Annotated in this window: 20 protein-coding genes and 1 pseudogene; 12 read left to right on the forward strand and 9 right to left on the reverse strand. The window is 68.3% G+C overall.

What is annotated here, in order from left to right; translation table 11 throughout:
• The 5 genes from P2Q00_RS42315 to P2Q00_RS42335 all read left to right on the forward strand — a co-directional run.
• Positions 1-282 (forward strand): hypothetical protein (locus P2Q00_RS42315; RefSeq protein WP_275780079.1); only part of this gene is annotated, 282 nt, incomplete at its 5' end.
• A gap of 478 nt (positions 283-760) precedes the next feature.
• Positions 761-1006, forward strand: a complete 246-nt coding sequence (locus tag P2Q00_RS42320; protein ID WP_275780080.1) for a hypothetical protein — start codon at positions 761-763, stop codon at positions 1004-1006.
• A gap of 645 nt (positions 1007-1651) precedes the next feature.
• A complete protein-coding gene (locus P2Q00_RS42325) occupies positions 1652-2122 on the forward strand; it encodes a hypothetical protein (protein WP_275780081.1) in 471 nt (156 codons plus the stop codon).
• A 71-nt stretch (positions 2123-2193) separates the two neighbouring features.
• Positions 2194-3207: a helix-turn-helix domain-containing protein gene (locus P2Q00_RS42330; protein ID WP_275780082.1), complete on the forward strand. Its 1014-nt coding sequence runs from the start codon at positions 2194-2196 to the stop codon at positions 3205-3207.
• 3178 nt (positions 3208-6385) lie between these two features.
• Positions 6386-7194 (forward strand): IS5 family transposase gene (locus P2Q00_RS42335; protein ID WP_275780083.1). Its coding sequence is split into 2 segments (ribosomal slippage): positions 6386-6733 and positions 6736-7194, totalling 807 coding nucleotides; the frame shifts between segments, so codons are not numbered across the junction.
• Positions 7195-7777: 583 nt separating this feature from the next.
• On the opposite strand, the gene P2Q00_RS42340 is transcribed toward P2Q00_RS42335, so the two are convergent.
• Positions 7778-8038, reverse strand: a complete 261-nt coding sequence (locus P2Q00_RS42340) for a DUF6207 family protein (protein ID WP_275780084.1) — start codon at positions 8036-8038, stop codon at positions 7778-7780.
• 280 nt (positions 8039-8318) lie between these two features.
• Positions 8319-8972, reverse strand: coding sequence for an HNH endonuclease family protein (locus P2Q00_RS42345; RefSeq protein ID WP_275780228.1), 654 nt, complete (start codon positions 8970-8972; stop codon positions 8319-8321).
• 335 nt (positions 8973-9307) lie between these two features.
• Between P2Q00_RS42345 and P2Q00_RS42350 the strand changes: the two genes are divergently transcribed.
• The 6 genes from P2Q00_RS42350 (at position 9308) to P2Q00_RS42375 (ending at position 18283) form a co-directional block, all read left to right on the forward strand.
• The gene (locus P2Q00_RS42350) at positions 9308-9712 is read left to right on the forward strand and encodes an effector-associated constant component EACC1 (protein WP_275780085.1); all 405 of its coding nucleotides are present in this window, start codon (positions 9308-9310) and stop codon (positions 9710-9712) included.
• Positions 9709-12165 carry a caspase, EACC1-associated type gene (locus P2Q00_RS42355; RefSeq protein ID WP_275780086.1) on the forward strand — a complete coding sequence of 819 codons (2457 nt, stop codon included), beginning with the start codon at positions 9709-9711 and terminating at the stop codon, positions 12163-12165. The genes P2Q00_RS42350 and P2Q00_RS42355 overlap by 4 nt, the downstream gene beginning before the upstream one ends.
• A gap of 319 nt (positions 12166-12484) precedes the next feature.
• Complete coding sequence (locus tag P2Q00_RS42360; RefSeq protein ID WP_275780087.1) at positions 12485-13234, forward strand: transposase family protein; 750 nt, start codon at positions 12485-12487, stop codon at positions 13232-13234.
• A 321-nt stretch (positions 13235-13555) separates the two neighbouring features.
• Positions 13556-16393, forward strand: a complete 2838-nt coding sequence (locus P2Q00_RS42365) for a tetratricopeptide repeat protein (RefSeq protein WP_275780088.1) — start codon at positions 13556-13558, stop codon at positions 16391-16393.
• Between the two features lie 206 nt (positions 16394-16599).
• Positions 16600-17520: a hypothetical protein gene (locus tag P2Q00_RS42370; protein ID WP_275780089.1), complete on the forward strand. Its 921-nt coding sequence runs from the start codon at positions 16600-16602 to the stop codon at positions 17518-17520.
• Between the two features lie 262 nt (positions 17521-17782).
• Positions 17783-18283: a hypothetical protein gene (locus tag P2Q00_RS42375; protein WP_275780090.1), complete on the forward strand. Its 501-nt coding sequence runs from the start codon at positions 17783-17785 to the stop codon at positions 18281-18283.
• A 75-nt stretch (positions 18284-18358) separates the two neighbouring features.
• Here P2Q00_RS42375 and P2Q00_RS42380 read toward each other — a convergent pair whose 3' ends face one another.
• The 5 genes from P2Q00_RS42380 to P2Q00_RS42400 all read right to left on the reverse strand — a co-directional run bounded on the left by P2Q00_RS42380 (position 18359) and on the right by P2Q00_RS42400 (position 21653).
• Complete coding sequence (locus P2Q00_RS42380; protein WP_275780091.1) at positions 18359-18925, reverse strand: SigE family RNA polymerase sigma factor; 567 nt, start codon at positions 18923-18925, stop codon at positions 18359-18361.
• A gap of 213 nt (positions 18926-19138) precedes the next feature.
• The gene (locus tag P2Q00_RS42385; protein ID WP_275780092.1) at positions 19139-19426 is read right to left on the reverse strand and encodes a hypothetical protein; all 288 of its coding nucleotides are present in this window, start codon (positions 19424-19426) and stop codon (positions 19139-19141) included.
• Between the two features lie 489 nt (positions 19427-19915).
• Entirely contained in the window at positions 19916-20308 is a 393-nt protein-coding gene (locus P2Q00_RS42390; RefSeq protein ID WP_275780093.1) for a peptidoglycan-binding domain-containing protein, read from the reverse strand.
• 41 nt (positions 20309-20349) lie between these two features.
• Complete coding sequence (locus tag P2Q00_RS42395) at positions 20350-20523, reverse strand: hypothetical protein (protein WP_275780094.1); 174 nt, start codon at positions 20521-20523, stop codon at positions 20350-20352.
• 701 nt (positions 20524-21224) lie between these two features.
• Positions 21225-21653: a hypothetical protein gene (locus tag P2Q00_RS42400; RefSeq protein ID WP_275780095.1), complete on the reverse strand. Its 429-nt coding sequence runs from the start codon at positions 21651-21653 to the stop codon at positions 21225-21227.
• Between the two features lie 296 nt (positions 21654-21949).
• Here P2Q00_RS42400 and P2Q00_RS42405 point away from each other — a divergent pair, with 296 nt between their 5' ends.
• Entirely contained in the window at positions 21950-25738 is a 3789-nt protein-coding gene (locus tag P2Q00_RS42405; RefSeq protein ID WP_275780096.1) for an nSTAND1 domain-containing NTPase, read from the forward strand.
• A 224-nt stretch (positions 25739-25962) separates the two neighbouring features.
• Here P2Q00_RS42405 and P2Q00_RS42410 read toward each other — a convergent pair.
• Positions 25963-26185, reverse strand: a pseudogene (locus tag P2Q00_RS42410) (IS5/IS1182 family transposase); the annotation flags it as partial.
• Between the two features lie 225 nt (positions 26186-26410).
• Entirely contained in the window at positions 26411-26746 is a 336-nt protein-coding gene (locus P2Q00_RS42415) for a DUF6207 family protein (RefSeq protein ID WP_275780097.1), read from the reverse strand.
• Between the last annotated feature and the right edge of the window lie 75 nt (positions 26747-26821).

Below are 26821 nucleotides of genomic sequence, written 5' to 3' on the forward strand. Positions count from 1 at the left end.
GAGGGGCATAAAGCCCCTTTGGGAATTCCTGGCGGAATTCCTCGCCCCGGAATTCGCCTGGCGGCGAATTCTCTGTGGGTTTATGCCGGGCCGCTGGCGCGGCCCTTGGTTTGGCGCGTGAATTTGCCTGGCGGCAAATTCTGGGTTGTGGGTGGGGAGTTTGGGTTTATGTATTTTGCCTGGCGGCAAAATTGTTGTTTGGTTTTTGGTTGGGCCGCTGGCGCGGCCTTTTATTGGGTTTTTCGTGGTGTGGGCTTTCGGAGCGCTGGCGCGCTCCGGTAGTTCTTTTTCTTAGAATTCGCCTGGCGGCGAATTCTCTGTGGTTTATGCCGGGCCGCTGGCGCGGCCCTTGGTGGTTGACGGTTTGTTGGATGTGGTGCGGCGTCATGTCGGGTGTGGTGGCTGGGTGTTGGGGTGTTGCGGGCCTGGTGGCCCGCGGGTGGGGCTGGCGCGCCTGTCGGCGCTTGGGTGCTCTGTATGTGGGTGTGGGGGCGAGGGCGAGTGGCCGGCCTCCGTGGTGCTGAGCGTCGCTGTTGCGGAGGGGCTCATGGTGAGGGGCTCGGGCCGCTTGGAGATCGGCGGCCTCCTCGCTGGGGAGCGGATCTGTCATCTCCGGGTTCGGCGTGCGGTACGAGGGGCTGCGCGGTGTCGACGAACGCGTCCGGCTCCTGCACCGTGCGCTCGGTCTGCTGGTGGGCCGTCCTCTCGCTCACTGGAGGCTGGCGCCTCCAGGTGCGTGAGGGCCACCGTCTGTCCATTCGTGTCCGGGGCAGCGGTGGTGGCCGTCTCCGTCGAGGTGATCGTCTTCTTCTTGGTGCTGTCGCCGGTCTCGTTGGCGGTCGTCTCCTCGATCGTCTTGGCGGAGGCCGTGCGCTCGGTCGTCTCCTTCAAGGCCTTGGTGACGATGGGCTTGCCCACAGCGGCGTCGGTCCTCGGGGGCGGCGCCGCCGTGCTCCTGGGGGTGCAGCCGCGGTCCGGGGCGGCGCGAGGTTGCCGGTGGAGTTGAGCGGCGCGGGGGTGCTGGTCGTGGTGTGCGTCTGCTCGGCCGGGTGGCCGACGGGGCTGGTTGGGGCGGCGGCGAGGTGTGGGCTTGGTGCTGAACGTTCCTTCGTTCAGGGCGTGTTGTCGCAGTTCACGGTTCCTGTGGCTGGGGTCGTGGTGGTCGACCGTCGGGTTGCTCCTCGGGTGCTGGTGTCAATGGAGGCTGTCGGGAACTCGGTGCGAGGGCCGGTCCGTTGAGGTGTCGTTGGGCTGCGTCGGCGAGCGCGTCGTGGACGAGGAGGGCCTTCATGGACCGTTCCTGGTTCTCGATGCCTCGGCGGAATGTTGGGCGCGGCACCAGCTGTCGCTTGACCAGGGAAAATACCCAACTGGCCTGGAGGCAGGGGCCTCTGAATGATCTTCAGAATTGGCTCACGGCCCCTGGGAGTGATAGCGCGTAGGTAATGATTGGTACCGAGGATCTCTCGCACCTCGACGGCGTCGGCTGCAACCGACGCGACCGAGGGGCCGCGGTACTCGAGCACGACCCAAATCCCTGTCTGGACCACCAGGTGAAAGGAGTTCAGGACCCCCCGACGGTGGCGCCGTTGCATCGGCGCCACCGCTTCGACCCCATCTGAACCAAAAATGACGAATAGTTAGGATAGGCGTGACCAATTCCAACGAGCCCTCGAGCTCGTCCCCCACCGGGACCGGGCCGTTCTTTCTTGTGGACGGCCGGCTGGTCCCCTGTACTCCCACGCAGGACGCCCCCGGTGTCCCGGCGGGCTCGACGTTCTCGGCCTCGTCGGCCGTGCCGCCGGGCCCGTTCATCGTCAACGGCGCCCTGCAGCCCTCCGAGCCGGCCCTGCCGGCGGCTGCGGTGTCCGTGCCGGTGCCCGGCTCCGCGCCGCTGGTCGTCCACGGCATCGTCCTGCCCCCGCCCTCGGAGGACACGGCGAGCACCCCGGCCAACGGCACGCCGAACACGGTGTCCTGGCCGTCCGTGGCGATCACGGCGATCGTCGCGGCGGTCGTCGTCACGTGCATGGTCCTGGGCAAGTCCACCGAGGCGACCGTCACGGGCGTCCTGCTGGTCGGCCTGCTGGCCAACCACGTCCGGACCTCGCTGGGCTCCTGACGTCTGGACCCCTTCGGCCGGGGCCCCTTGACGGGCCCCGGCCTTCGGGCCGGACAGGAAGGAGACCGGTGATGGCCCGTACCTCCGACCCGCTGCCCCAGCGGGACGACCCGGTGATCAAGCTCGCACGGTTCCTGCGTGCCGCGCAGTCCGACGCCAGCACGATCGCCGAGTCCATGACCTTGAAGAAGATCTCGCAGATGTCCGGGGTCTCGGAAGGCTCGCTGTCCAAGGCGCACAACGGCGATCCTCGCGTCTCGTGGCGGACCGTCGAGGGCTGGGTCCGCGCCTGCACCGGCGACCTCACGGGCGCGCGTCGCCTGTGGAACGAGGTGCGCGAGCTGCAGCAGGAGCAGGCCCCCGCCGACGCGGCCGCGCTGCAGGCCCGGGCGTTCGGCTACTGGGAGCGCACCCAGGGCCGAGCGGTCGTGCCGGGCCTGGAGACCGAGCCGCAGTTCCTCCTCGCCCTGACCGCACTGCGCACGTACACGGGCCTGTCGCTGCGCGAGTTGGCGCAGGCCACCGAGCGCATCGGTGTCCCCTACAGTCGCGCCACCCTCGGCGCCGTGCTGGCCGGGGAGCGCGCCATGACCTTCGAGCACCTGGCCGCGGTCCTGGCCGGCTGCGGCGTGCCCGTACGCCAACAGCAAGGCTGGGCGCGCACCTTCGCCGGCCTCGACCCCGCGCGTGACGTGCGCACCGGCTGGATGCCGCGCTCCCTGCGCAGGTCCCGCCTGGTGGAACCGGCCGGCAAGCAGACCGAGGACGTCGTCTCCTCCCCCGCGCGCACGCGCTTCGCGTTCGTCCTCGAGCGGGCGCTGACCGAGGAGGGCGTGAGCATCAAGGAGTTCGCCCTGCGCGCCAGGATGGCCATGCCGCTCGTCGACCGCCTCTTCGCCGGCAAGTTCCTGCCCGCCCACATGCTCTCCCGGGCCAGCGAGGCGGCCATCGGGGCGAGCCCCCGCACCAGGAGGGAACTCACCGTGCTGGCCCAGACGCTCGTACGCTCCCCCACCCCCGAGGAACGCCGGGACTGGGGCAGGTTCTGCCGCGAGAGCGGGATCGCCGAGCCCTGGGCCGGGTAACCGGCCCGCTTCCCCAAGAGGGCGGGTACGAGGTGTTCGTCGGCCTCGTACCCGCCCTCCTTTTGCTTCACTGCGGCACCTCAGGGCGCGGGCCCGTCCAAGAGCGGGATGTCCGGTCGGGCGGGGCCGGTCCCCCTGGGTCAGCTCGGACGCCACCAGCAGCACGGCATACCGCGCCTCGGCGGCGGCTCTGCAGTCCACCTCCGGGTCCGTCTGCTGCCCTCTGACGAACAGGGGTGCCGGTCACGGGCCTGGACCGGCCCGCGGAACACAGACACGCAAGCCCCTCGGCCGCGCCGCCGATCCCGTGCAGCACCCTCGCCGTCTCCACCTCGCCGAAGGCGGCGGCCCGGACGGTCGCGCACCACGCCGGCTCACCATGACCGCGGCGAACCAGGAGCCCACCGTCTCCTCGCCCCGCCAGGGCTCCTGGGCCTCGTACCCTGCACGCGACGTGCACCTCCAGCGGCGTCGACGACCTCCAACGTCGAGGCCGTCGACACCGACACCGCCATGCCGCACAAGACCTCCGTGTCCTTGACCACCGCGGGCACCCTCACGGGCGGCAGCCGGTGCAACCACGCGGCCCCGTCCAGCTCTCCGAAGCCGCCCTCCGCCTCCAGTACGGCGGCGAGCGAGGAGCTCTCCCGGACCCCCGGGAACGACGACAGCACCGGGCGGACACCGGCAGGGCCCCCACAGCCTTCGCCACGGACACCGCCCCCAGTGCCCATGGTGAGGCCATGACGCCTCGGCGAGGCGTCACGGTACAGACGTCCTCGACACCCAGCACACGACGCAGCCCCGCCGCCGCACAAGCTCGACGGCCTCCCCGGCCGACTTGTGGCTGCTCTCCGCGGCCGACACGCTCCCCGTACGAGGGTCCCGTCCGGCGACGCCCGCGAACAGCGGTTCCCACCGTCATGACCCGGCTCAGAACGCGATCGGCACCATGACACGCCTCTCACGCCCCAAGGACCCCCAGCCCCTCGGGATGGCGATCTCCCCGCCGGGGGCATCCCCCGCTCGCCGTGTCGTCCTCGGCGCCTTCTGCCTCTCACCGAAAGTCACCTCAGTAAGCCCGCGGGCCCGCGGCTAGCGACAGCCCGATGATGGCCAGCCACGGGCCTCCAGGTCCTGCCCGCGCCGGCTCATCCGCATTCTTACGCTCAGACGCTCCACACGGTGCCCAAGATTCCCGAACAACGTTCCCTCCGAGGAACTCCCGGCGGAACTCGCAGATCCCCGATGTCTGTTCACATCACACACTCCGGGAAATCCAGCACCAATCGGGCCGGTTTTACCCGCACGCCGAAGAATTCGAAAATCCGCTGACCAAAGAATCCAGCTCTATGAGATGCTTCACCGGACGCGGTGTCCACCACCGGACCGAAGGCACCTTATCGTGACCACCCAGCGAGCATGATCATATACTCCGGAAGGCGATAATCAGAAACACCCGACACCGGATTTTTTCATCCTCGCAGACTTTAACAGAACCAGTATATCTTTTCAAATGCAAATTTGCTATAAATGGAGGTGCTGGTGTGTACGGCGTCTCTGGTGTCCCGGCCGGGTGACGAGGAAAGGCCTGCACAACGACCGCGGACTCTGTGAAAGAACCGTCCATGCGACAGTGATCCCACTCCGGCCGACGCCGCAACTCCTGCAGTGCCCCAGATATGTCCGCGCCGCCCGTGGACCGTCGCAGCACCATGCCGAGGCGCCCTGATCCGGCGGCCCATTCCTGTCCGGGCGGCCGGCTGCCCGGCACGTACCGGTCGATCCGGGCAGCCGGATGCGCACTGCGCCAGGTCCCGCCGGGTATCCAGCAGCCTGCTGCGCACGGTCGTGTTCAAAAACCAGCGCACCGGCCACGTCCACCACTGCCGGCACAGCCCAGCCGCCGGCGCGGAACACTCCTCCAGGGAACGCTCCAGCGTCCTCTCCACGAGCTGTTGCCAACAGCCCTGCACGAGTGCGGGGATCGCCGCGGGCGCGGGTGAAATACCGGCCCCTGATGCCGAGCATCTCCAGCCCGCCTCAGGCCGCCAAAGGCACTGGGCCTCGAGCGCTTTCCAGTACGGCCCGGCCATCCACTGTCCCGCAGGATGAGGTCCAGGCAAGCCGCCCAACGAGCCTCATACAGCCGTTACATGCCTGGTGAAGCCGGCGCACCGGCAGTGCTCTGGCCCTCCCCCAGCCGGCCAACCGCGATGCGGCCGACAGGCACGGCAATCCACAACGTCATGGGCAGTCACCAACTGGGCGGAGCCGGGGACCGGCGCTGCAACGGCCAGACACATCCGACCAGGCAGTCCCTTGTGAAGAATCCGTTGGCCAAGGCCCCAGGAGGGCCTCCAGATCAGGCGCAGAGCACGTTCCTCACAGACAGCTGCCCCCTTGCTTTCGCCCGGACGCCGGCCACGCGGCAGGCCTCTCCACCAACCGATGAGCGGGCAATCCTCCGCAGTGGCGTGTGGGCGGGGCCAGAGAAAGACCCCGCCACACGCTCAGAGGCGCAGGTGAGGCTGCAACCAGCACCCACGCAATGCTTCCGTCACCCCGTCTGGACCAACAGATGAAGAATGACGAACAGCCGGGCACAGGAAGGCCCCTCTGTAGGGGCCGACGACCGTGCCTGAAGCGACCATACGCGACTCGCTTCGTGTCCTCAGCATGGGCGAGGAACTCAACGAACCAGAAGCCAGCGAGACGCCGCGAGACAGATCTGAAGAATGAGTGGCTCTGACCTGCTCAGACACTGCGGCTGCCTGGAGTTGTTCAGTCAGATCATGGAGTCAACTATTTCTGCATTGAGGCACAGTTGGCGCCTTTAGCGTGTGGGTGCTCCCACCTTGCCTTTCCCGTGCGATCGGCGCCAGCACTGCGCGGGAAGACGAGACAGCGCAAAAGAATGAGCGCCTCGAGGCCTCCCCAACGGATGCCAGGATGCCTACCGTTGAGGCCCGGGCGACGGCCGGGCCAAGCCGCCCTGGATCCCTACAGGCCCGCTCACAACCCCAGCTGCGCTCACGCCGCCGTCGCGGCTGCAGCAAGCCATACCGGCGGCAAAGCCGCATGGACCAAACCGCCCTCACCCGGCAGATTGGCTTGGGCCGACACCAGCCTCTTAGACGCCATTTCAGTTGGCGTGATCTTGCGGCAGTCTGGGGTGATGACTGATGCGCTTGTCGAGCGGATGGCGCCCGAAGAGTTATGGAAGTTGTTCCAGCGGGTGGTGCCGCCCGCACCGGTTCGCCCGCAGGGTGGAGGGCATCGCCGGCGAGGGGACCGCGAGGTGCTGGCAGCGATCATCTTCGTGGCCACCTCGGGCTGCACCTGGAACCAACTCCCGCCAGGCTTCGGGCTGTCGGGGGTCACCGCCTTCCGTCGGTTCACCGAGTGGACCGAGGCCAGGGTGTGGGCCAAGCTCCACCGCCTGGTCCTGGACGAACTCGGTGCCCGGGGCGACCTGGACTGGTCACGGTGCGCGATCGACTCTGTCAGCGTCCGGGCCCTCAAAGGGGGCACCTGACAGGACCGAATCCGACCGACCGCGGCAAGAAGGGATCGAAAATCCACCTCATCGTCGACCGCCAGGGCCTGCCCCTGTCGATCGGCATCTCCGCAGCCAACGTCCACGACAGCCAGGCCCTCATCCCGCTGGTCCGCGGCATTCCGCCCATCCGTTCCCGTCGCGGCCCGCGACGTCGACGACCCGGCAAGCTGCATGGCGACAAGGGCTACGACTACCGCCGCCTGCGGCGATGGCTCGCTTCCCGAGGCATCCGGCACCGCCTCGCCCGAAAAGGCATCGAGTCATCCCGCCGCCTGGGCCGACATCGCTGGGTCGTGGAGCGGACCGTGTCGTGGCTGTCCGGGTGCCGACGCCTTCACCGCCGCTACGAGCGCAAGCCAGAACACTTCCTCGCCTTCACCGCCATTGCCGCGACCCTCATATGCCACCGCAGACTCACCAAGTGAAATGGCGTCTTAGGGCACCTGCCCGGCCCCGTCCTGGCAGCAGCCGCGGACCGTTTCGGTCGTTGACAGGCACGGCCGGAACGGATGGTTAACTGACCAAAGCCGGCGCGCCCCAGTGGTCCGCACCCTGTTGGGTCGACTCCCTTGCACCGGCGTTCTCCTGACCAGCTCCACCCGGGGCCCGGTTGATGAATCCGATGCAACCGGCTCGCGCTTACAGCAACGCACGCACGCCCGGTGCAGCAGGACTATTGGCGGGATATCTCTCCGTCCTGCACCTCATCAAAAACTTGGACCGCCGCTGAGGTCCCGGCCTCTCGAAAGTGACCTGAATTTACAGTTGCAATTCATGAAATCTCTCGCAGGCTCGATGTCACTGCGTTCGGAATATGGTCCGCAGCAGGTGTGACCCGCTGCGCAGAGCTCAGCACGAGCAGCAGTATGCAGTCCGCCAGCGGCTGCGGCAGCCGTGCCGGGACGACGCCCGGCGCACGCCGACACCGACAGCACTTGCCGGCCGGACGCAGCCGCCGCACCGGCGAACAGCGCGGACGCTGCAGAGGGATCTGCGTCGCTGATCCGCCTAGGAACCGAGCGGCTGGCGCAGGTCCACGTAGCAGCGCAGCCGTACACCGGGCTGGCCGGGATCGCGCGTGACACGGTCTGCTTTCGCCGTCGCCCACTGCGCGGCGAGAGCATCCTGGAGGGCGAGCGCGGTCGCAGCGTCAGCGGCCGCGACGTCGACGACGACCAGCCCAGGCTCTTGTACATGCACTTCGTTGATCAGGTTCATGTACGGCACTACGTCCTGGCGGCGGGCAGGGTTGCGCTGATGCGGCAGCATCACCCGACCGAGTAGCGGCGTGCTGCAGTTCACATGCCCGGACGGCATCAACGGGGGAACAGGCATGGGCAGTTCGCTGTTCTTGTCTACGTGGCTGCGGAGGGGACAGTGTCCCCGGGCCTCACCTTCCGCCCATGGGGACGATCGTCCGGCTGAAGCCCCATGGAGCCCTTCGCCGAGAGGCGACCGCCCTCCGCCGCCACCACCTGCGGCCCCGGCTGGCCTCCCCCGTCCAGCCGGGGCTTTCCTCTGCCCGGTTTCCGCGCCCATGTCGCGGCCGTTAGCGGGCGAGCGTCACCGTGATCGGCTCATCGGGACAGCGGCGCAGCGTTTCGGTGAGCGCGGCGCTCTCGGCGGGGTCGACGGCCAGCCGGTAGCGGGTCTTGTCGGCCACCCAGTCGGTGGCGTACCGGCAGGCGTAGCCGGCCGAGGGCGGCATCCAGGTACTGGGGTCCTGGTCGGCCTTGGAGCGGTTGGAGGCGGCGGACACCGCGATCAGCGCGCGGGGGTCGTCGAGGTCGTTGGCGTACGCCTCGCGCTCCTTCGCCGTCCACGCGGACGCCCCGCTGTCCCACGCCTCGGCGAGCGGGACCAGGTGGTCGACGTCGAGCTGGCGGGCGCTGTCGAAGTACTGGTCGTCGTAGGGCGAGTACCAGCTGCCCCCGGTAAGAGCGCAGCGCGGCCCGACGCTGGGGGCTGTGACCGCTTCTTGGAGGAGGACCTCGGCGCAGGTGTTGCAGCCGTCGCGGTCTGCGTCGATCCAGTGCCGGAATTTGCTCCGCTCGTACCCCGCCCGGTCCTCCTCCTCAACCGGCAGCGCCCGCAGGGCGTCCCGGACAGGCAGGGTCACCGTCTCGCCGGACACGGCCGCGGCGGCGGAGGCAGGAGCGGGGGTAAGCAGCGCGGCCAGGGCGCTGAGCACGGTGGCCGCCATGGCGAGGGTAGGGGCGTGTCGCAAGACAGATCCCTTCGAAGATCACCAACTATCCGTGAACTTCGTAGTGGGTCCGGCTGCGGCCCGCCCGGCGTCCGCCTGCTGCTTCACCCGCAGAGGCGGTAAATCACATCGGGAACGACGGCACTGAGGTCAGAGAGCATGCAGGTTTTCCCTTCCCGGGCGGCCGGCGCAGATCACCCCAGCAGCGCGGCGGATCCGACTGGCGACCAGCACCTCGCCTGCACGTGATGCACAAACCGGTGCCATCTGCTCGTTTGGCGTTGGCAGGAGCCTGGGCCTGGCTGTGCCGCGTACTGCACACTGTTTTCCACATGATCGGGGTCCGACGGTCGGGGGACGGCATGCTGAACGTGGCACTGAAACTGGTCAACGACAATCCCGACAGCGCCGCCACCGTCGGTGACGCGGATCTGGCCGGGATACGCCATCAGCTCAACACGGAGCCCGAGCTGCGCGGTCGCGTGCGTCTCGTGCGCAAGACGCCCGCAGACGAGCAGATGGGGGCGGGGATCGGGTTGCTCACCATCGCCATCAGCAGCAGCGGTGCTGTCACTGCTCTCGTCCGCTCGCTCCCGGCGCTCCTCAAAGCCCAGCGGGCTGCGGCCACGGTGGAACTCTCACTCCCCGACGGCCGAAGCGTGAAGATCACCGCCGACTCCGCCGATGACGCTCAGTCTCTCCTGGACACCGCGTTGCGGAACCAACAGCAGCCGTGACCCTCCGGCTGCCGGACCCGCGGGGCTCCCGTGCGGTCCTGATCGGCACCTCCCGGTATGACAGCAGCGACCTGCCCGACCTCCTCGCAGTGCGCAACAACCTGGAGGTCCTTCAGGAGTTGCTCACCTCGGACTCCTTCGGCGGCTTCCCGCTCCAGCGGTGCACCGTTGTCCAGGACGCCGCAGATCCCCGCTCGGTCTGCGCCGCGGTCCGCGAGGCCGCCCTGACCGCCACCGATGCGCTGCTGGTCTACTTCTCCGGCCACGGCGTCCTCAACGAGAACCTGGACGAGCTGCACCTCGCGCTGACCGGCACGGACGAGAGCGACCTGAGGTGGACGTCCATACCGTTCCAGGCAATCAGGGAGATCTTCGAGGCTTCGCCTTGCCCCAACAAGATACTGATCCTGGACTGCTGCAACAGCGGCCAGGCCCTGGACCCGCTGATGGGGGTCCAGACCAGACCGCGCGACACGCTGCGTATCCGGGGCACGCACATCCTGACGTCCTCGGCACGCGACTTCCCCTCGTACGCGCCTGTCGGCGAGCGCTACACCGCCTTCAGCGGCGAACTCATCCGCCTGCTCCGCGACGGACTGCCGGACAAGCCGGAACTGCTGACACTCAGTGAGATATACGGACCTCTGTCCCAGGCTCTGGATCAACGCGGCTACCCGGTACCGCGTCAACAGGGCTCGGACGGGTACAACCAACTCGGCCTGGTCCGCAACAGAGCCGCCATCATGCAAGCCGGAGCCGCGGGCCAGGCAGCGCCGAATGACGACGCCGAAACCGCCGACGAAACTGCAGTCGGCGAAATCCGTTTCAGACCGAGCCGCATATTTCATCGGATCCGCGTGTGGGGCATCGGACTCCCTGCCTCTCTTGCTTTGCTGGAGGCCGCGTACTCGACCGGGGCCATGAAGGACAAGACCCTCGACCTGACCAAACCTGCCCAGGTGATCGCGATGCTGGCAGTCGTGAGCATCGCCGCGATGGGCTCGGCCCTGAGAAAGAAGTATCCGGGTGACTATTCACTGGTGCTGAGCCCAGACGGCGTGGAGGTGCAGTACTCGGACTCAGAGCACTTCTCCTATCCCTGGCACCGGATCAGCCGGTGCTGGGTACGGCGGAGACCGGCGACCCGGCTGCGCGGCCCGCGGTACGACCTGATGGTCCGGCCCATGCCCGGAGTCTTCCCGCAGACGGCGAGCCGGACCACACCAGGTCCTCATCAGGAGGACGCCGAAGACACCCTCCGCTTCGCGGAACTGCGCAGGCTCGCAACGGTCCCGTCGGCCGTCGAGGCCGCACTTGCCCAGTACGCAGGGACAGCATGGACTCCCAGCGCAGAGATCGCAGTACAGCAGGCTCCGAGCCCTGAGCCACAGCAAGTGTTCACCTCTGCCCGCCGTGTCTTCGCAGCCGTGGCGCTGGTCGGCGCAGTCCTGGGGTTCAACTTCCTGCGCGCCGCATTCGCCCGGCCCATGGATGTGACAACGCTGGCCATGTGCGCGCTGGCCCTCGGCACGGCCTGGTTCGCCGCATCTCGACTCATCCGGCCGGTAAGGCTGGTGATCGGCGCGGCCGGGCTGACTCTGACACGTGGTGAGCTGGAGATCGCATACGCCTGGACGGAGATCGAACGGATCGGAGTGGTCAACTGGCCACGCGGCGCCCGCCTTTTCGGGCTGCTGGCGATCCAGCCCACCGGGAGCGTCGAGGGCATGACGGACCGCACGAACATGCTGCTGCCGAAGCTGGCGCCCAAAGCCCTGACCCTGTGCCTGCTTCAGGAAGTCACGCTTGCCCCGCAGCGGCTCAGGGACGCCCTGGCGCGGTACGCGGACAGGGAGCAGCTCGCTCTGCCGGACGAAGCATGGCTGCGCACGTCGGCCCAGGCACCAGCACCGCCCAGGACCGGCGCCACGTTCCGCGGCCGACAGCCGATGGAGTTCTCCGCACTGATCGGCTTTGCGCTGTTCATCCCTTTCATGATCGGCTTAAATGTGGCCGGGCCGAAGGCCACAGGATGGGCCTACGACCTCACCAACCTGCTGCTGGCTCCGCTATTCTGCGTCGGTCTTCCCGCGTATTTCCTGACCGGCAGACAGCATGTGCACTTCCATGTGGGCCCTTCGGGCATCATGCTCAGCGCTCTCGGAAGGCGCTGGCTGCACATTCCATGGGGGGACGTGGACCGCATCGGTATGGTGTTGCGCCCCGACCCGCAAGAGCACGCCCTCATCCTGTGGACGCGTCCCGACACCGCCGTGCCCAGGTTCCTGTGGCTGCCTTTCCAACGGCGGTACGGCGGCCTGTGCATCCTGACCCTGGAGAAATACCGGATCAAGGCCCCTCCCGAACAAGTGGACCAGGCCATCGCGCGCTACGCAGGCCGGCGACACACCCGTATGGCGACACTGCGTTATACGGCCCCGAAGAAGAAATAACGCTGTGCCATCTGCCTCAGCTGCACCAGCTGACCTGCGCACACAACCATCTACGCCTGCACCGGGCACGTCGTCCAAGCGCTAGCCCGGAAGCTGGGTCTAGCCGAACCTGGGACGGTGGGTGATATCGCCGCGTCTAGGGTGCGTCCGTGGCCTATCCGGCCTCCCTTCGCATCGCGATCGCCCAGACCATGAGCGTTTTCAGTGTGGCCACTGATCGGGTGACGGGGCGGTGTGAGGTCGGGGTGCGCAACGGGCAGGGCTCCCGTGCCGTTGAGGGAGGTGTTCGACGTCTCAACTCAGCAGCACAGGAGCCCTGTTGGTTCCGTATCCTGCCGCACTCGACCTGCCCCACGCCTTGGTCGAGTGGGTCACGATGCTCATCGTCACCCGTGAGGGTCACCGGCGGTGCAAACTCCCGCCGCACTGCCGTGCGTTGGTCGCACTCGTGTACCTGCGTCGCCACGACGCCCTCGCCCGTATCGCCACGGCCTTCGGGATATCCGTCGGCACCGCCCACGCCTACGTCACCGCGGTCACCGGTCTGCTCGCCGAGCAGGCACCGGGCCTGCTGAAGACACTGCGCGCGCACGACCCGGACTTCGTCCTCCTGGACGGCACGCTCGCAGAGTGCGACCGCGTCGGCGACGGCAGGGCCGACTACTCCTCGAAACACAAGCGGCACGGGGTGAACGTGCAGGTCGTCACGGACCCTGCCGGCGAGATTCTGTGGCTGTCGCCGGCGCTGCCGGGCCGGACCCACGATCTGACGGCCGCCCGCACCCACAAGATCCTCCGGATCTGCGCGCGCCAGGGCGCCCCGATCCTCGCCGACATGGCCTACATCGGTGCGGGCGACTGGGTCACCACCGCCAAGCGCCGCCCGCCCAACGGTGAACTCACCCTCACCGAGCGGACCGAGAACCGGGCCCTGTCCGCGGCCCGGGCACCCGTCGAACGAGGCATGGCACGGCTGAAGTCCTGGCAGATCTTCCGCAGATCCCGCATCAGTCCCAACCGCATGAGCGTCATCACGAAAGCCGTCCTCACCCTGGAGAAGCAACGCTGAAAACGCTCCATGATCAGCGACGACGCCCGCCGGAACGGCCCGGCGGCTCATGCGTGAAGCCGCCGAAGCGGGCTCCCGCCTGATCCAGTTCCCAGAAGGCCCCCCTCACGCCTTTACCTGCGGCGGCGAACAGCGCCCTATTGGTGGCCACGAGACCGAGAGGGCGCTACACGAAATGAGCTGACGGATCGCCGGGGCCGGGCAGCGGACCTCGTTGCCATACTGGCTGTCGGGGGTGGAGGCATGGCTCAACAGCGTCCGTCACGGCAGGAGTTGATACGACGACGTCGCCGGAGTGGGTTCGTGGGCCGACGGGGTGAGATGACTGCATTCCGGGAGAATCTTGGCCGGGATCCCGAGGCTGACGACTATCAGTTCCTCTTCCATGTGCGCGGCAACGCCGGTGTGGGCAAGACCTCGCTGGTACAGCAGTGGGAAGAGGTTGCTCGTGAGTTGGGAGCGGCCACGGCGTATCTCGACAACAGCGTGCACAGTGCTGTGGAAGCCATGGAGGAGGTCGGCGAGCGGCTGGGCCGTCAGGGGCTGGAGTTGCGCCGGTTCGGCAAGCTGCTCACCACGTTCCGTCAGCGCGACCACGAGGCACAGTCGGCGTCGGACACGGCAGTGGCTGCGGAGAGCGGCAGCAGTGGGCAGCCACCTGGGCCGTCGCTTCCGGGGTCGCTCGCGGCGCAGGTGGGCCTGGCCGGCCTCGGCATGGTGCCGGTTGTGGGCGCGCTGGCTGGTGCGGTCGATCCGCAGCAGGTTGCACAGGGTGCCGACCGGTTGCGGGCCGCGCTCGGCGCACGGCTGCGGTCCCACGATGACGTGCAACTGGTCATCGACCCGGTACGCAGCCTGACCCCGGTGTTCCTTCAAGACCTGAGTGAGGTTGCGCGGCGACGACCGTGGGTGGTGCTGGTCTTCGACGTGTACGAACGGTCGGGGGCGGGGCTGGACGAGTGGCTGCGCGACATTGCCTTCGGCGAGGTGCACGGCGTCCTGCCGGCCAACGTCCAGATCGTCCTGTGCGGGCAGGGCCGTCTGAATGTCCGTTATTGGGGTGACTGGCTCGACCTGGTCACGGAGGTGCCGCTCGACGTGTTCACCGAGGAGGAAGCACGTGCACTGCTGGCGCTACGGGGCGTCACCGACGAGCAGGTCGTGGAGGTGGTGCTGCGTTTGTCGGGCAGGCTGCCGGTTTTGGTGCATACCCTGGCGCAGGCCCGGCCCGATTCGGCGCAGACCGTGAGCGACCCGTCGGGGACGGCGGTGGAGCGGTTCTTGAAATGGGAGACGGATGCGCCTCGGCGGGCCACCGCTCTTGCCTGTGCGTTGCCTCTCCAGTTCGACGAGGACGTCTACCGAGTTGTCGCGCCGCCGGAAGCCCTCGACCAGTACTCCTGGCTGCGGCAACTGGCCTTCGTCATCAGCGACCAGGCAGGACGGTGCCGCTACCACGACGTCGTACGCGCGCCCATGCTGCGGCTGCAGCGCACCCAGTCCCCTGCCCGGTGGCGTGCCACCCACCAGTTGCTCGCGGAGACCTTCCGCACCTGGCGGGCGCAGCGGGAGGAAGTCGTGGATGCCAGGAACCGCTGGAGCGACGGGATCTGGCGCGAGCACAGGTCGAACGAGACCTACCACCGTCTGTGCGCCGATCCGCGGGGAACTCTGCCCGGGGCGCTTGCAGAGGTCGCCTCTGCCTGCGAGCACGGAAGCGGGACAGCTCGACGCTGGGCGCAGCTGATCGCGCAGTCCGCCATCGACACGGCGGACGAGGAACTGGCAGCCTGGGGCAGCCGGCTAGCGGCTGCGTCCCGCACCGAGGGCCCGGCGGCACTGGCCGTTCTTGATGCGCTGTTGGGCCGCTCCGGCGCGGACACCGCAGGGCAGCTCTCCGCGCGGGTCGCCCGGGGGGCTCTCCACCAGCGCGCCGAACGATATGAACTGGCTCTTACCGACTTCACTGCGGCACTGCTCCTGGATCCGCGGTACAGCGACGCCTTGGTGGGACGTGCCCTGACCCACCAGCTCACCGGCAATGTCCAGGACGCTCTCGCCGACCTGGACGAGGCGATTCGCATCGATCCCGCCGCGTCCTGGAATCACGTGCTGCGGGGACGCATCAACCAGTCAGTCGGCCGCCCTGGAGAAGCACTCGCAGATTTCGGCCGGGCCCTCGAACTCGACCCCGCACAGGACTGGGCGCTCGTCAGCCGCGCCGAACTCCACCGCGCCGAGAGACGCCACCAGGAGGCACTGGCGGATCTGGACCGCGCGCTGAGCATCGACCCGGAATACGCGTGGGCCTACGTTGAACGGTCGCGATGCCTGTCTCAGCTGCATCGGTGGGACGAAGCCCTCCACGCCATGCAACGGGCAGCCGAATTGGACACCCGGCTGTGGTATCGCGTCCATCTCGCCCGCGTGTACCTCAGTAGGGGACGGTACGCCGAGGCCCTTCAGGAGGCCGACCGGGCCCTGACCGACCCGGACGGCCACGACCCACGCAGCAGCGCCTGGCCCTACACCGTCCGCGCCTGGGCACTGCACGGCCTGAAACGCGACATCGAGGCCCTGTCCGACCTCGACCACGCAGCACTCCTCGACAACACGTACGGGCCGGCGTTCGCGATGCGTGGATGGCTGCTGTGGGAGGCGGAGCGGCTCACCGAAGCGGAGCGGGATTTCGACAAATCCCTGTCCGCGGATCCCCGAGATACGTGGGCCCTGGCGGGTCGAGGCACGGTCCACCTATTCGCGCAGCGAGATGAAGAGGCCATCAGCGACTTCGCCCAGGCCTTCGCCCTCCAGCTCGGCGTCACTGATGAGAGCGAACTCGCCCGGCCGCTCATCGAGCTGCTGCGGGAGCATCTGCCGAGCAATCGCGCCCCCATCACAGCCGCGATCAGCCTCGGAGCACTCCTCACTCAGCAGGAGCATTGGCCAGGACTGGCACAGCGAGCAGGCTCGGTTCTCGCCTTACGCCCGAGTCCTCGGCTGCTGATCGGCGGCTTCGGACTCCTGCGCCGTGCCGTCAACGCCCTCAACAACCGACCCATCGACGATGATCCCGCCCGAACCGCCTGGACGCTGGATCTGCTGGCCCCCCTCCTACGGATCCTGAATCCACGGGGGACCCCATCAGACACGGACTGAGGGCACCTGGTGTTCGCAGTTCCAGGCAACGACACGCACGGATACGTACCGAGGATCTTCTTAGGATGCGAGGGCATCGCGGGGCACACCAGCTACACCGCAGTCACCCGGCCTCCGGTCCTTTCTCCCTTTCACGGAGCTGGTGTACGGAGCACGACCGCGATCCCCTGCTCGACCAACACATCGCTCTCACACTCCTGTTCGGCGTGCTGAGCGCGATCGGCGCCGGGGTGCCGACCGTCCTCGACGGCGGGACGATTTCCTGCGCTGCCCTGGGCACGTTGCGGGCGTGGAAGGGAACGCTGACCTTCGAGACCATCGCGCGCTGGTCCTCCCGGAGCGAATGGCCGGTTTCCGAGTGCACGCTGCGCCGGGCCCTGGACGGCCGGCTGCCCACCCGGCGCACCATCCTCGCCTTCGCCGTTGTCGCGGTCCACGCCCGTGCCCGTGCCCGCGGCAACGGCGAAGGCGAGGTACAGGCAGTCGTAGGGACCGCCGAGGCACTGTGGCAGGCGGCCTCGGACGCGGTCACCCGCCGGCGGTCCGGGCAACCCCGCGCCCCGCACGTGCCGGGCCGGGTCACCACCCTGGCCGGACTAGGCCAGGCCATGGAGCGGGTGCGCGTCACGGCCGGCACCCCGTCCCTGCGGGCCCTCGTCGCCGCGCCCGAGGCCGCGGGCCGGCTGACGCGCAGCGCTCTCCACAACGCGCTGCAGGGCCGGCGGCGGCCTAGCGAGCAGCTGCTGGTGGCGTTCGCCGCCGCGTGCGGTGCCGGTCAGCCCACCGCCGACGCGCTGCTCGCCGTCCGCTGCCGCGTCCAGGCCAGGCCCCGGCCGCTGGCCGTCTACCCGTGCGAGATCGTCGAGCGGGCCGACGAACGGCGCCAGCAGGACGAAGCCTGCCGCCCATGGCTCGCCGCCGAACCGGAACTCGACTGGTACGAGCAGCAGTTGCACGACGAGGAAGAGGCCGAGTACCGGCGCATGACCGCCTGGGTCGACGGCCTCGGTGACGACGAACTCGCGGAGCTGCAGGCACAGGCCGCGGCCGGTGCGGGCCGGGATCTGCGCGCCGAACTGACCGTGCACGTTGCCCGGCCCCGGACGAGCGGCGCGTCCGGCTGCTGACGACAACGCACCGGCCGGCCGCCTCCTGGCCGACGGGCAGCGGCTTGCCCGCCTGTCCGGCAGGTCGTGCGAGTCAGTGCTTGCTCGGCAGCGGGAGCGCCGCGGTGGCCGCGGAGACGCCCAGCAGACCGACCGTCGCCGCGAGGGCCGACGGTCGCTGTACTTCGATCCTGCACAACTCTGTGACACCGAGTCATCCGAAGGAGTGCCTTCCCGGGGGACTCCTCCCCAGAAGGAGCCTCGTCTCCCTACCCTCCTTGGGATGGAAGTCGAGTATCTGCGCCACGGCGTGCCCTTGGCGGACTACCAACTGACCAAGGCCGATCATCGCCGCCAGCACGAGGCTGTGCAGGTCCATGAGTGGGTCCAGCGTCAGCTCGCCAAGGCTCCTACCTGGTCAGAGGAGCAGCGGAAGAAGATGCGCCAGCTCCTGGGACCTCCAACTCCTCCATGGGAGCTGCAGAGGTGGCAGTTGCGCTTGTACTGCGGCCACGTCATCGAGGCGATCCGTATCCAGAACAGCCCACGACCCGATGGCGGGGTCTGCGACAAAGAACGATGTTCAGAGTGCGGGCTGGACCCAGCCGTGATCGTCGCCTTCGAACCTCTCGGACCAGTCGCTGAACCTCCGCAAAAAGACCGCTCTCAAAGGCCCGGTCATTCCGCCCGGAGGTTGCCCGCAGACAGGCGCAGCAAGGTGGAACTGATAGCGGAGAACGCGGCGCTGCGCGCGGAGCTGGAGGCCCTGCGAGATCAGGCATAGCAGTGGTAGGCAGGGGGCACCCGCCGGTCGGTGAGCATCGTCCCGTGCCGAGAATGATGCGGTGCATCCCGCGCATCATCGGGCCCGTCGGCCACCCGTCGGGCATCGACGCTCGGTTGCAGACGCCGCAGCAGAACCAGGGTCTCGGCACTGCAACTCCTCACGGAGCCGAGCGAGCGCACGGTGCAGAGTGCTCTTGACCGTTCCGGGCGCCATGCCGAGGGCGGCAGCCGTCTCCTCCGTGGACATCCGCTCCCAGTACCGCAGCACCACGACACTGCGCTGCTGCGGCGCCAGCACGCGCATGATGTCCATCAACAGCGCGCGATCGGCATGCTGCTCCGCGGAGTCCTCGACACTCCTGTCCGGCAGCTGCGCCGAAGGGAGCTCCTGAAGTTTCCGGGCCCGCCACCACTCCGTGCGAGTGTTGATCATGACGCGGCGCATATACGCGTCCGCGAGCTGCTTGTCCGCTATGCACTCCCACCGGCGGTACGTGCGTAACAACGCCGTCTGCAGCAGATCCTGAGCGTCGCGCGGGTCGCCGACCAGACGGCGAGCGCTGCGCAACAGATCGTCGTGCCGGATACGCACGTACTCCTCGAAGTCCATCACCTTGGCACGGTGATTGCGAGAGTTCATGGCCGGGCTCCCTTCAGGCATGGGCGTACTTGGTCAAAACGTGTCGCACGGATGAGCCGACACCAGGCGGGCTCGTGCAGGGGCGGCCGGTGCTGTCGGTGGGGCATGGAGAAGGCGCGCACGCAACGCCCAGGTGTGCGGATGGATGGGGTGCGGAGGTGCAACTGTCGGGCCAGGTACCGATCAGACGGACCACCGTCCTTTGGACGTGCGTCAGGGGCGCGAGGCGGTGCAACTGCTTCGGCCGGCGTGGTGGCCGCATGCCTGTGCCTCCAGATAGAAGCCGCGGCCGTGGACGACCTTGACGGCGCGGGTGTTCTGCGCGCTTCCCGAGTGCACGGTCGCCGAGCAGGCACCGCTGTCCCGCCAGGAGCCGTAGTCGATGTCCCAGAAGAGGGTGACCGTGTCACCTCGGCGAGCGCCGGTGATCTGGGCCCAGTAGTAGCGCGGCCCCCGGGACGGTTGCCGTAGCGCAGCTGTATCCGAGTGCTGCCGATCCACGTCGCAGGACCGTTGTGCCGCCTGCCGCGGGGGATGTAGCGGTTGGGGTTCACGCTGGGGCCGCACGCGCTGGCCATCGTCTGGCTGCCGGCCGTCGTCTGAGGTGCTGCGGCTGTGACCGCCGGCGTGCCGATCAGCAGGGCGGCGACGGCGATTCCCGTGGCAGTGATCCTGCAGGTCTTGATCAGGGGTGTGAGGCGGAATCTCCTCCATGCCATCTTCCTTATGATCATCATGCCGCCTCGCATTGTGTGTTTGTCGTGATGCTGCGTGGTGGGGTGCCCGAAGCCTGCTCCGCGTCAGCGCCTCTGGGCTGCTCGTCGGCTGTGCACTCCACGGGCGGTATGTGCATAGCGCAGGGCAGCACCGGACGGGGCGGCGTACGGTTGCCCGACAAGCACCGTCCGGTGGTCGCGATCGTCCTGGCGCGGCCGTCAGGGATGCCGCTCGTCGACGGCCGCAGTGGATCTCCGCTGTGCAGGGGGCTGGTCAGCGGCGCAGGTAGTCCCAGGTGTGGCTGCCGACGACGCCGTCCGCGCCGCCAGCAATGTGGTGGTGACTCTGAAGCCACTCGACAGCCGCGAGGGTGTGGGAGCCGAAGCTGCCATCGACGGACAGCAGGATGGGGTAGTCCGTGTGTACGTTGATGATGTCCTGGATCTCCCTGACGGCAGCGGCGTTGGAGCTGCCCTCGCTGATGGTCTCGGTGCCGTAGTAGTAGTCGCACGTGTAGCCGACGGTCGAGCGGTAGCTGCAGGAGTGCACGGCCGCAGCTTGGGTTTCGGCAGTCGCGTGAGCGGCCGTTGCGGGTACGGTGACGAGCAGTCCGGCGGCCAGGACCAAGGCGCTGACGGCGCGCGTACGGGAGGACGGCATGGGCATGTCTGTCTCCTGGAAAGCTGGTTGGGGTTGGCGGTCGACTGTCAGCAGCTCGGCAAGTGGGGCACCTTGGGCGCCGCCGTGCGGACGTAGTGGTTGCTCACCCAGGCCGGGTCACTGCCGTGCAGCAGGGTGACCTTGGTCCACCACCTGTTTCCCGAGACCTCGATGGTGTGCCGGTTGGTCTGGCAGTACGCCCGCAGGGTCGCGTTCGACACCCTGGTCGCGATCCCGCAACTCGTGCGCGGGCATTCCCGCAGGGCCACCTGCGTGCCCCTGATCCGGATGCTCCTGGCACTCGCAGCAGAGTCGTCGGACACCGACACCACGGCCGAGGCGGGTGGGCTGCAGGCCGCGCGCCAGGCGCATCGGCGTGTGCAGGGCCGACCACGGCAAGACCGCCGGCCAGGGCGAGAGTCGTCGCAGCGAGCGCAAAACTGTTGCGCATCGTGGAGGGCATCTCGTTCTCCTTTCGCTGGCGCCGCGCTGTACGGCGCGCTCGGGTTGTTCACGGCGGCCGACCGTCTCGGTCTTGAGTGGGTCTGTGCCGTTTGACTTCGGCTCTTCCGTCCGGGCAGGGTCGACCGGTCTGCGGCGTCCTCATCACGGACTGGACCGCAGTTCAGGCACGCATTGGGGCGCATCCGATGGCAGAAGGCGGATTCGCGTCGTCGGCTAGCCGGGTGTCGCCCTGGCCGTCGGGCCGGGCTGCTGGCCGCTCCCCTCGTGCCGGCCAGCAGCCCGGCCCGGGATCAACCGCCCGTTACGATGTGCCGCCCGCCCGGGGACGGGGCCGTACGGGCGCGTGGTGGCTGAGGACTCGTGGCGTTGTTGCGGATGGAGGCGTTCGGGATCTCCGAGGTGACGTCTGCGTCGCTTGAGGACCACGCTGGTGCGGTGACGCACCCTTTGCAGCGGGTCAGTACGGCTTGCTGTTGACGTCCCCGTCGCCGTCGTTGAGCGTCATCTTTACGTGGTAGCCGGGCCCGTCCCAGTACCAGGCCGTCTGGTGGCTGGAGTTCCGTCGCAGGCTCGCATGCGACAAGCTCCCGTAGTATCCGTTGCCCTTTTTGCGCCACAGGTAGTAGGAGCAGCCTGCAACTCCGCCGCCCGACATGTTGTAGAACGAGGCCCGCACGAACCAGTGCCCGGGTGCCGTCTTCTTGGCGTCGAGCTGGGCGGTGCAGCGCCCGTCGTCCGTCTGGATCTGCCGCACGCCGTAGTAGTACTTGACGGCCGTCGGCGATGCGGACGTTACCTGTGTGGACGCCGTGGCCAGGCCGCTGCTCAAGGCCAGAGCGGACACGGCCAACGCGATTGGCTTCCTGATGGTGGTGATCGGCACCATTTTCTCCTCCGGTGGGGCTGCTGGCTGCCGAAAAGGCCGCGTGTCGGCGACCCGGTGGACAGCCGGACCTGATGAGCGGGTCTGGGTCGTACAGATTCGACTTTCCCGGCCGGCAAATTGAATGGACATCCAGCTCCGCCCCCCTGATCAATGGCGACAGTGCAGGTCACGGGCGTGGCGCGTGGAGCTGACCGAAGAAGGCGCCTGTCGTTTGCTGTTCTCTTCGGGCGTGCGTAGCGTCCGAGTGATCGCGCTGCGTCCACGGGGGAAGCGGGCGGTTAGAGGGGAAGCCACCCATGGCAGGACGTCGTGAGAGCCCGCTCGATCCGAGTGCTGGACCGGTGGCGCGGTTGGCTGCCGAGTTACGCAAACTCCGTGCGGAGGCGGGGAGTCCGACCTATCGAGTGATGGCGCAGCGCACGGGGCAGGGGGCGAGCACTCTGTCGCAGGCGGCTGGGGGCGAGCGGCTGCCGACTCTGCCCGTCACCCTCGCCTACGTCCGCGCCTGCGGCGGCGACCCTGAGGAATGGGAACAGCGCTGGAGGCAAGCTGCCAAGGACGCAACCGCGGAGCCGCGCTCCGAAGTCGAGGAGGTCGCGCCGTATCGGGGCCTGGCCCGCTTCGAGCCGAACGACCGGGACCGGTTCTTCGGCCGGGACCGACTCGTCGGCGACCTCGCGGCACTGGTGCGTTCCAAACGATTCGCAGCCGTCGTCGGCGCCTCGGGAAGCGGCAAGTCGTCCCTGCTACGCGCCGGTCTGATCCCCCGGCTGCAGACCCTGACCCCGCCGGATCAGCGCCCCGCTGCTCTGCGGATCCTCACCCCCGGCGAGCACCCCGTCGCCACCCACTCTGAGGCGCTCGCCGCCAAGGACGCCGACGGTGACACAGTCGTCGTGGTTGACCAGTTCGAGGAGGTCTTCACCCTCTGCACGGACGCGGCCGAGCGAAAGAACTTCATCGATCTGCTGCTGGCCGCCCACCGCCCGGAGAGCCGCCTGCGCGTCGTCATCGCCGTACGAGCCGATTTCTACGGTCACTGCGCCGAACACCGCCCGCTGGCTGACGCACTCAAAGACGCCAACCTCCTGGTCGGTCCCATGACGGCGGCAGAGTTGCGCGAGGCCATCGTCAAACCGGCACAGGCCGCCGGGCTGATCGTCGAGCGCGAGCTCACCGCTCACATCATCGACGCGGTCGCCGACGAGCCGGGCGGCTTGCCCCTGATGTCGCATGCGTTGCTGGAGACGTGGCGCCGCCACCATGGCCGTGCCCTGACCATGGAGGCCTACCGGGCAGCCGGCGGCGTTCACGGCGCCATCGCCCGTACCGCTGAAAACGTCTACTCCGGCCTCACCCCGGCTCAGGCCCTGCTGGTCCGCCGGATCCTGCTGCGCCTGATCACACCCGGGGAGGGGACCCCCGACACCCACCGTCCGGTCCAGCGCGAGGAGTTCGACTTCGGCACGCCTCACGACACGACGACGGTCCTGGAACGGCTGGTGGGAGCCCGCCTGATCACGGTGGACGGCGACCGCGTCGAACTGGCCCACGAGGCCCTCATCACCGCTTGGCCCCGCCTGCACACCTGGATCGACACCGATCGAGAACATCTGCGTATCCACCGGAGGCTGACCGAAGCCGCCGCTGCCTGGGAGGACCTCGATCACGACTCGGGAGCCCTGTACCGGGGGCTGCGCCTGGAGGCGGCCGATGACGCCTTCCCCAACGTCGGTCCGTGGTCCGGCCTGACCACTCAGGAGGCGGCGTTTCTGGCAGCCAGCCGCGAGCAGCGCGACCGTGAGAAGCAAGCGGCTGATCGCCGCGCGCGCCGGCTGCGCGCCCTTGCCGCCACCCTGTGCGCGCTGGCCCTGCTGGCGACCGGCACGGCCGTCTTCGCCCTCCGGCAACGCGCTTCCGCCCAGGAGGAACGCGACGTCGCCGTCTCCCGCCAGATCACGGGTGAAGCAGAGCAACTCAGCGGCAGCGACGTCTCCCTCCGAACGCAGAACGCCTCACTCGCGGCTCAGCTCGACATCGTCGCCCACCGCCTGCACCAATCCCCCCAGACCTACACCAACTTGATCAGCACCACTACCGCCGCACTGTTCTCAGAAATCCCCGATCCAAGCGCTCCAGTGGACGCGGTGCCGCCCATCCCCAACAACAGCACGGTGGCGCGCAGCCCTGACGGACACCTTCTGGCGATAGCGGGCGAAGACGAGAAAGTACGTCTGTGGGACGCCCGTGACTTCGCCCGACCCACACGGATCGGCCACACCCTTCCCGGCGCCGCCGTCGCGTTCAGTCCACGCGGCCATGTTCTGGCCGTTGCCGAGGATGCCGGGCCCATCCACCTGTGGGACACCTCCCACCCCGATCGGCCGACCCTGCTCACCGACCTCCCCGGCGATACCAGCACGTATTCCCCAGAATTCAGCTCCGACGGGCAGATCCTCGCCACCGGTATCGAGCACATCTTGCTGTGGGACGTCCACGACCCGGCGCACCCGAAACGCATCGCACGCTCCCTGCCCGGCGACTTGATGGCGTTCAGCCCCCACGGCCCGCTGATGGCCACCCTGGAGAACAACACCGTACGACTGTGGGACCTATCGCATCCGACGGACCCGACCGAGCTGGCCACGCTCAGCAGGAAAGCGGAGAGCCAGACGCTGGTTTTCAGCCCTGACGGGAGATACCTCGTCACCCAAGGCACCAGCCTGGGACAGGTCTGGCTGTGGTACCTCAAGAACCCGCACCATCCCGCTCTTATCGACAAGGCCCTGAGTGTGGGGGACGACGTTGAAGTCAACGCTGTGGCGTTCAGCCCTGACGGGCACATCGTGGCGGTAGCGGGCAGCAGCGGAGTCCAACTGTGGAACCTCACCGGCCTGGCTGACTCCAGCGGCCTCTTTCCTCTGGGCAAGCCACTAGGTCATCACTCGGACGCCGGAGTCTCCCTGCTCTTCAGTTCCGACGGCCGGCACCTGATGACCACTGGCAGCACCCTTCGTATCTGGCGCCTCCCCCCGACCGTGCTGACAGACTGCTTCAAGGTCTCCCCGGCCGCGTTCAGCCCGGACGCACGGACACTGGCCACATCCTGTACCGGGGGAACAGTGCAACTGTGGGACACCACCGACCCCACCAGCCCCACCCCCGTCGGCCGCCGCCTTCGCGGCACAGTCGCCGGGTTCGGGCCCCGCCACCACATCCTTGCCCTCGCCGCGGACAACCCCGCCAACGTAGACGACGGAACCCTCCGGCTATGGAACACCACCGACCCGGCTCACCCCACCCCCCTCGGACACAGCCTCACCACTCCGGACGACTACACCGTCGGAGCAATGGCCTTCAGCCCCGACGGACGCACTCTGGCGACGGAGGAAGACGGCTCAGGCACCCGCGTATGGCTGTGGGACATCTCCGACGCCTCCCACCCCAAGCGCCTCCCCCACGACCTCGCCGCCTCAGACGACTACACCGACTACCACCTGGCGTTCAGCCCCACCGGGCACACCCTCGCCGTCACGGCAAGTGGCGACACAGGCGAGCGAGCCTGGCTGTGGAACACCTCCACCCCCACCGCCCCGAAGCGCCTCGGCCGCCCCCTCAAAGGCATGGTCGCCACTTTCACCCGCCGCGGCCATTTACTGGCCACCGCCTCAACCTCAGGGACCATCCAACTGTGGAACACCAGCCATCCCGCCCACCCAACACCCCTGGCGACCTTCACCACCCACGGAATTCGCCTGACGGTCGCTGCATTTGACGCAGACGGCCACACCCTGACCATCGGCAGCGAGGACGGCGCCGTGCGGCTCTGGGACACCACCACACCCGCTCACCCAAAGCCACTGGGAAACCCTCTGGCCGGCCATACCGACAGCATCACCTCGCTGGCGATCACGCAAGGCCAACCCAACCTCCTCGCCACGGCCGGCCTGGACGGCACCGTGCGACTCTGGGACTTCGACCCTCAACACGCCGCCCGACGTATCTGCTCCATCACCCGACACACCCTCACCCGCGCCCTGTGGCGACAGTACGTAGGAGGCCTTCCCTACCGACCGCCATGCTGAGTCCCTCGAACACCGGCAGCGCCCTGGAATCCGCGCCCAGGCGGTGCGGAGCGGCACAGTCATCGCTATGGCGAACGGCTCCGCCGCCTGCACGAACTGCCCCGCGGACACGGAGCACGCCAACCCTGGCTGTACCACCAGCGGATGGCGATAATCCAGAACGAGACAGGAGCCCACGGCGATGACGACGAACCGCAGCTATGACAGCGCTGCGGCTTGCTCATCTCGACGACGTTGCGGCGGCGGTAGACGCACCGATCGCAGCCGGGCGGCCGTCCGCCGCGTGTGCCGCGGTTCAGCCGGCCCAGGATCTGGTCGACGCGTTCGGGGATCGTGTGCGGGATGCCGCGTCGTCTCAGGTAGGCGCGAATCTATTCGAGAGCTGTAGCCCTTGTCGGCGACCACATGGTCGGGCCGGGTGCGTGGACGCCCGGGCCCGGCTCTGGGCCTGCTCGACAGGGGCGTCGGGCGGGAATGAAAGGCAGGCCAGCCAGCTGGAGTGCTCCTCGTGCTCTTCCCGATGGGTCCGGTGTCATCGTGTGTGGTGTGGTCGCCGTACTCGCGGCAGGCCCTGCGCTGGGCTGGGATCGCGGCGGCCTCCGGGACCCCGTCGTGGGCGTTCCGTGGTGCCTGCCTGGGCGTCGACGTTGACCAGGGCAGCCGGACCTGCGCTCATGGCCGTACGGGGAGAGCGCCGCCTTCGGGTTCATCGGCTGACAGTGCGGGTTCGGCGATGCCGCGGGCCGTGCGCGAAGCGATCGGCTGGCGCAGGTCCAGGTAGCAGCGCAGTCGTACACCGGGCTGGCCGGGATCGCGCGTGACACGGTCTGCTGTCGCCGTCGCCCACTGCGCGGCGAGAGCCTCCTGGACGGCGAGCGCGGTAGCCGCGTCGGCGGCCGCGACGTCGACGACCACCAACCCGGGCTCTTGCACATGTACTTTGTTGATCGGGTTCATGTACGGCACTACGTCCTGGCAGCGGGCAGGGTTGCGCTGATGCGGCAGCATCACCCGACCGGGTAGCGGCCGCCCGGCTCCGTTCCTGCGTCAGGGCCCCTGACGCCGTCAGCAGCGCAGAGCTGA

It is taken from the genome of Streptomyces coacervatus, from assembly GCF_029223485.1.
In the GTDB taxonomy this organism is placed as follows: domain Bacteria; phylum Actinomycetota; class Actinomycetes; order Streptomycetales; family Streptomycetaceae; genus Streptomyces; species Streptomyces coacervatus.

Excerpts from the sequence above, each read along its gene's own strand:
- P2Q00_RS42330 (WP_275780082.1), top strand. The coding sequence starts at position 2,194 with ATGGCCCGTACCTCCGACCCGCTGCCCCAGCGGGACGACCCGGTGATC.
- P2Q00_RS42340 (WP_275780084.1), bottom strand. The coding sequence starts at position 8,038 with ATGCTGCCGCATCAGCGCAACCCTGCCCGCCGCCAGGACGTAGTGCCG.
- P2Q00_RS42345 (WP_275780228.1), bottom strand. The coding sequence starts at position 8,972 with ATGGCGGCCACCGTGCTCAGCGCCCTGGCCGCGCTGCTTACCCCCGCT.
- P2Q00_RS42350 (WP_275780085.1), top strand. The coding sequence starts at position 9,308 with ATGATCGGGGTCCGACGGTCGGGGGACGGCATGCTGAACGTGGCACTG.
- P2Q00_RS42365 (WP_275780088.1), top strand. The coding sequence starts at position 13,556 with ATGACTGCATTCCGGGAGAATCTTGGCCGGGATCCCGAGGCTGACGAC.
- P2Q00_RS42375 (WP_275780090.1), top strand. The coding sequence starts at position 17,783 with ATGGAAGTCGAGTATCTGCGCCACGGCGTGCCCTTGGCGGACTACCAA.
- P2Q00_RS42380 (WP_275780091.1), bottom strand. The coding sequence starts at position 18,925 with ATGAACTCTCGCAATCACCGTGCCAAGGTGATGGACTTCGAGGAGTAC.
- P2Q00_RS42390 (WP_275780093.1), bottom strand. The coding sequence starts at position 20,308 with ATGCCCATGCCGTCCTCCCGTACGCGCGCCGTCAGCGCCTTGGTCCTG.
- P2Q00_RS42400 (WP_275780095.1), bottom strand. The coding sequence starts at position 21,653 with ATGGTGCCGATCACCACCATCAGGAAGCCAATCGCGTTGGCCGTGTCC.
- P2Q00_RS42405 (WP_275780096.1), top strand. The coding sequence starts at position 21,950 with ATGGCAGGACGTCGTGAGAGCCCGCTCGATCCGAGTGCTGGACCGGTG.
- P2Q00_RS42415 (WP_275780097.1), bottom strand. The coding sequence starts at position 26,746 with ATGCTGCCGCATCAGCGCAACCCTGCCCGCTGCCAGGACGTAGTGCCG.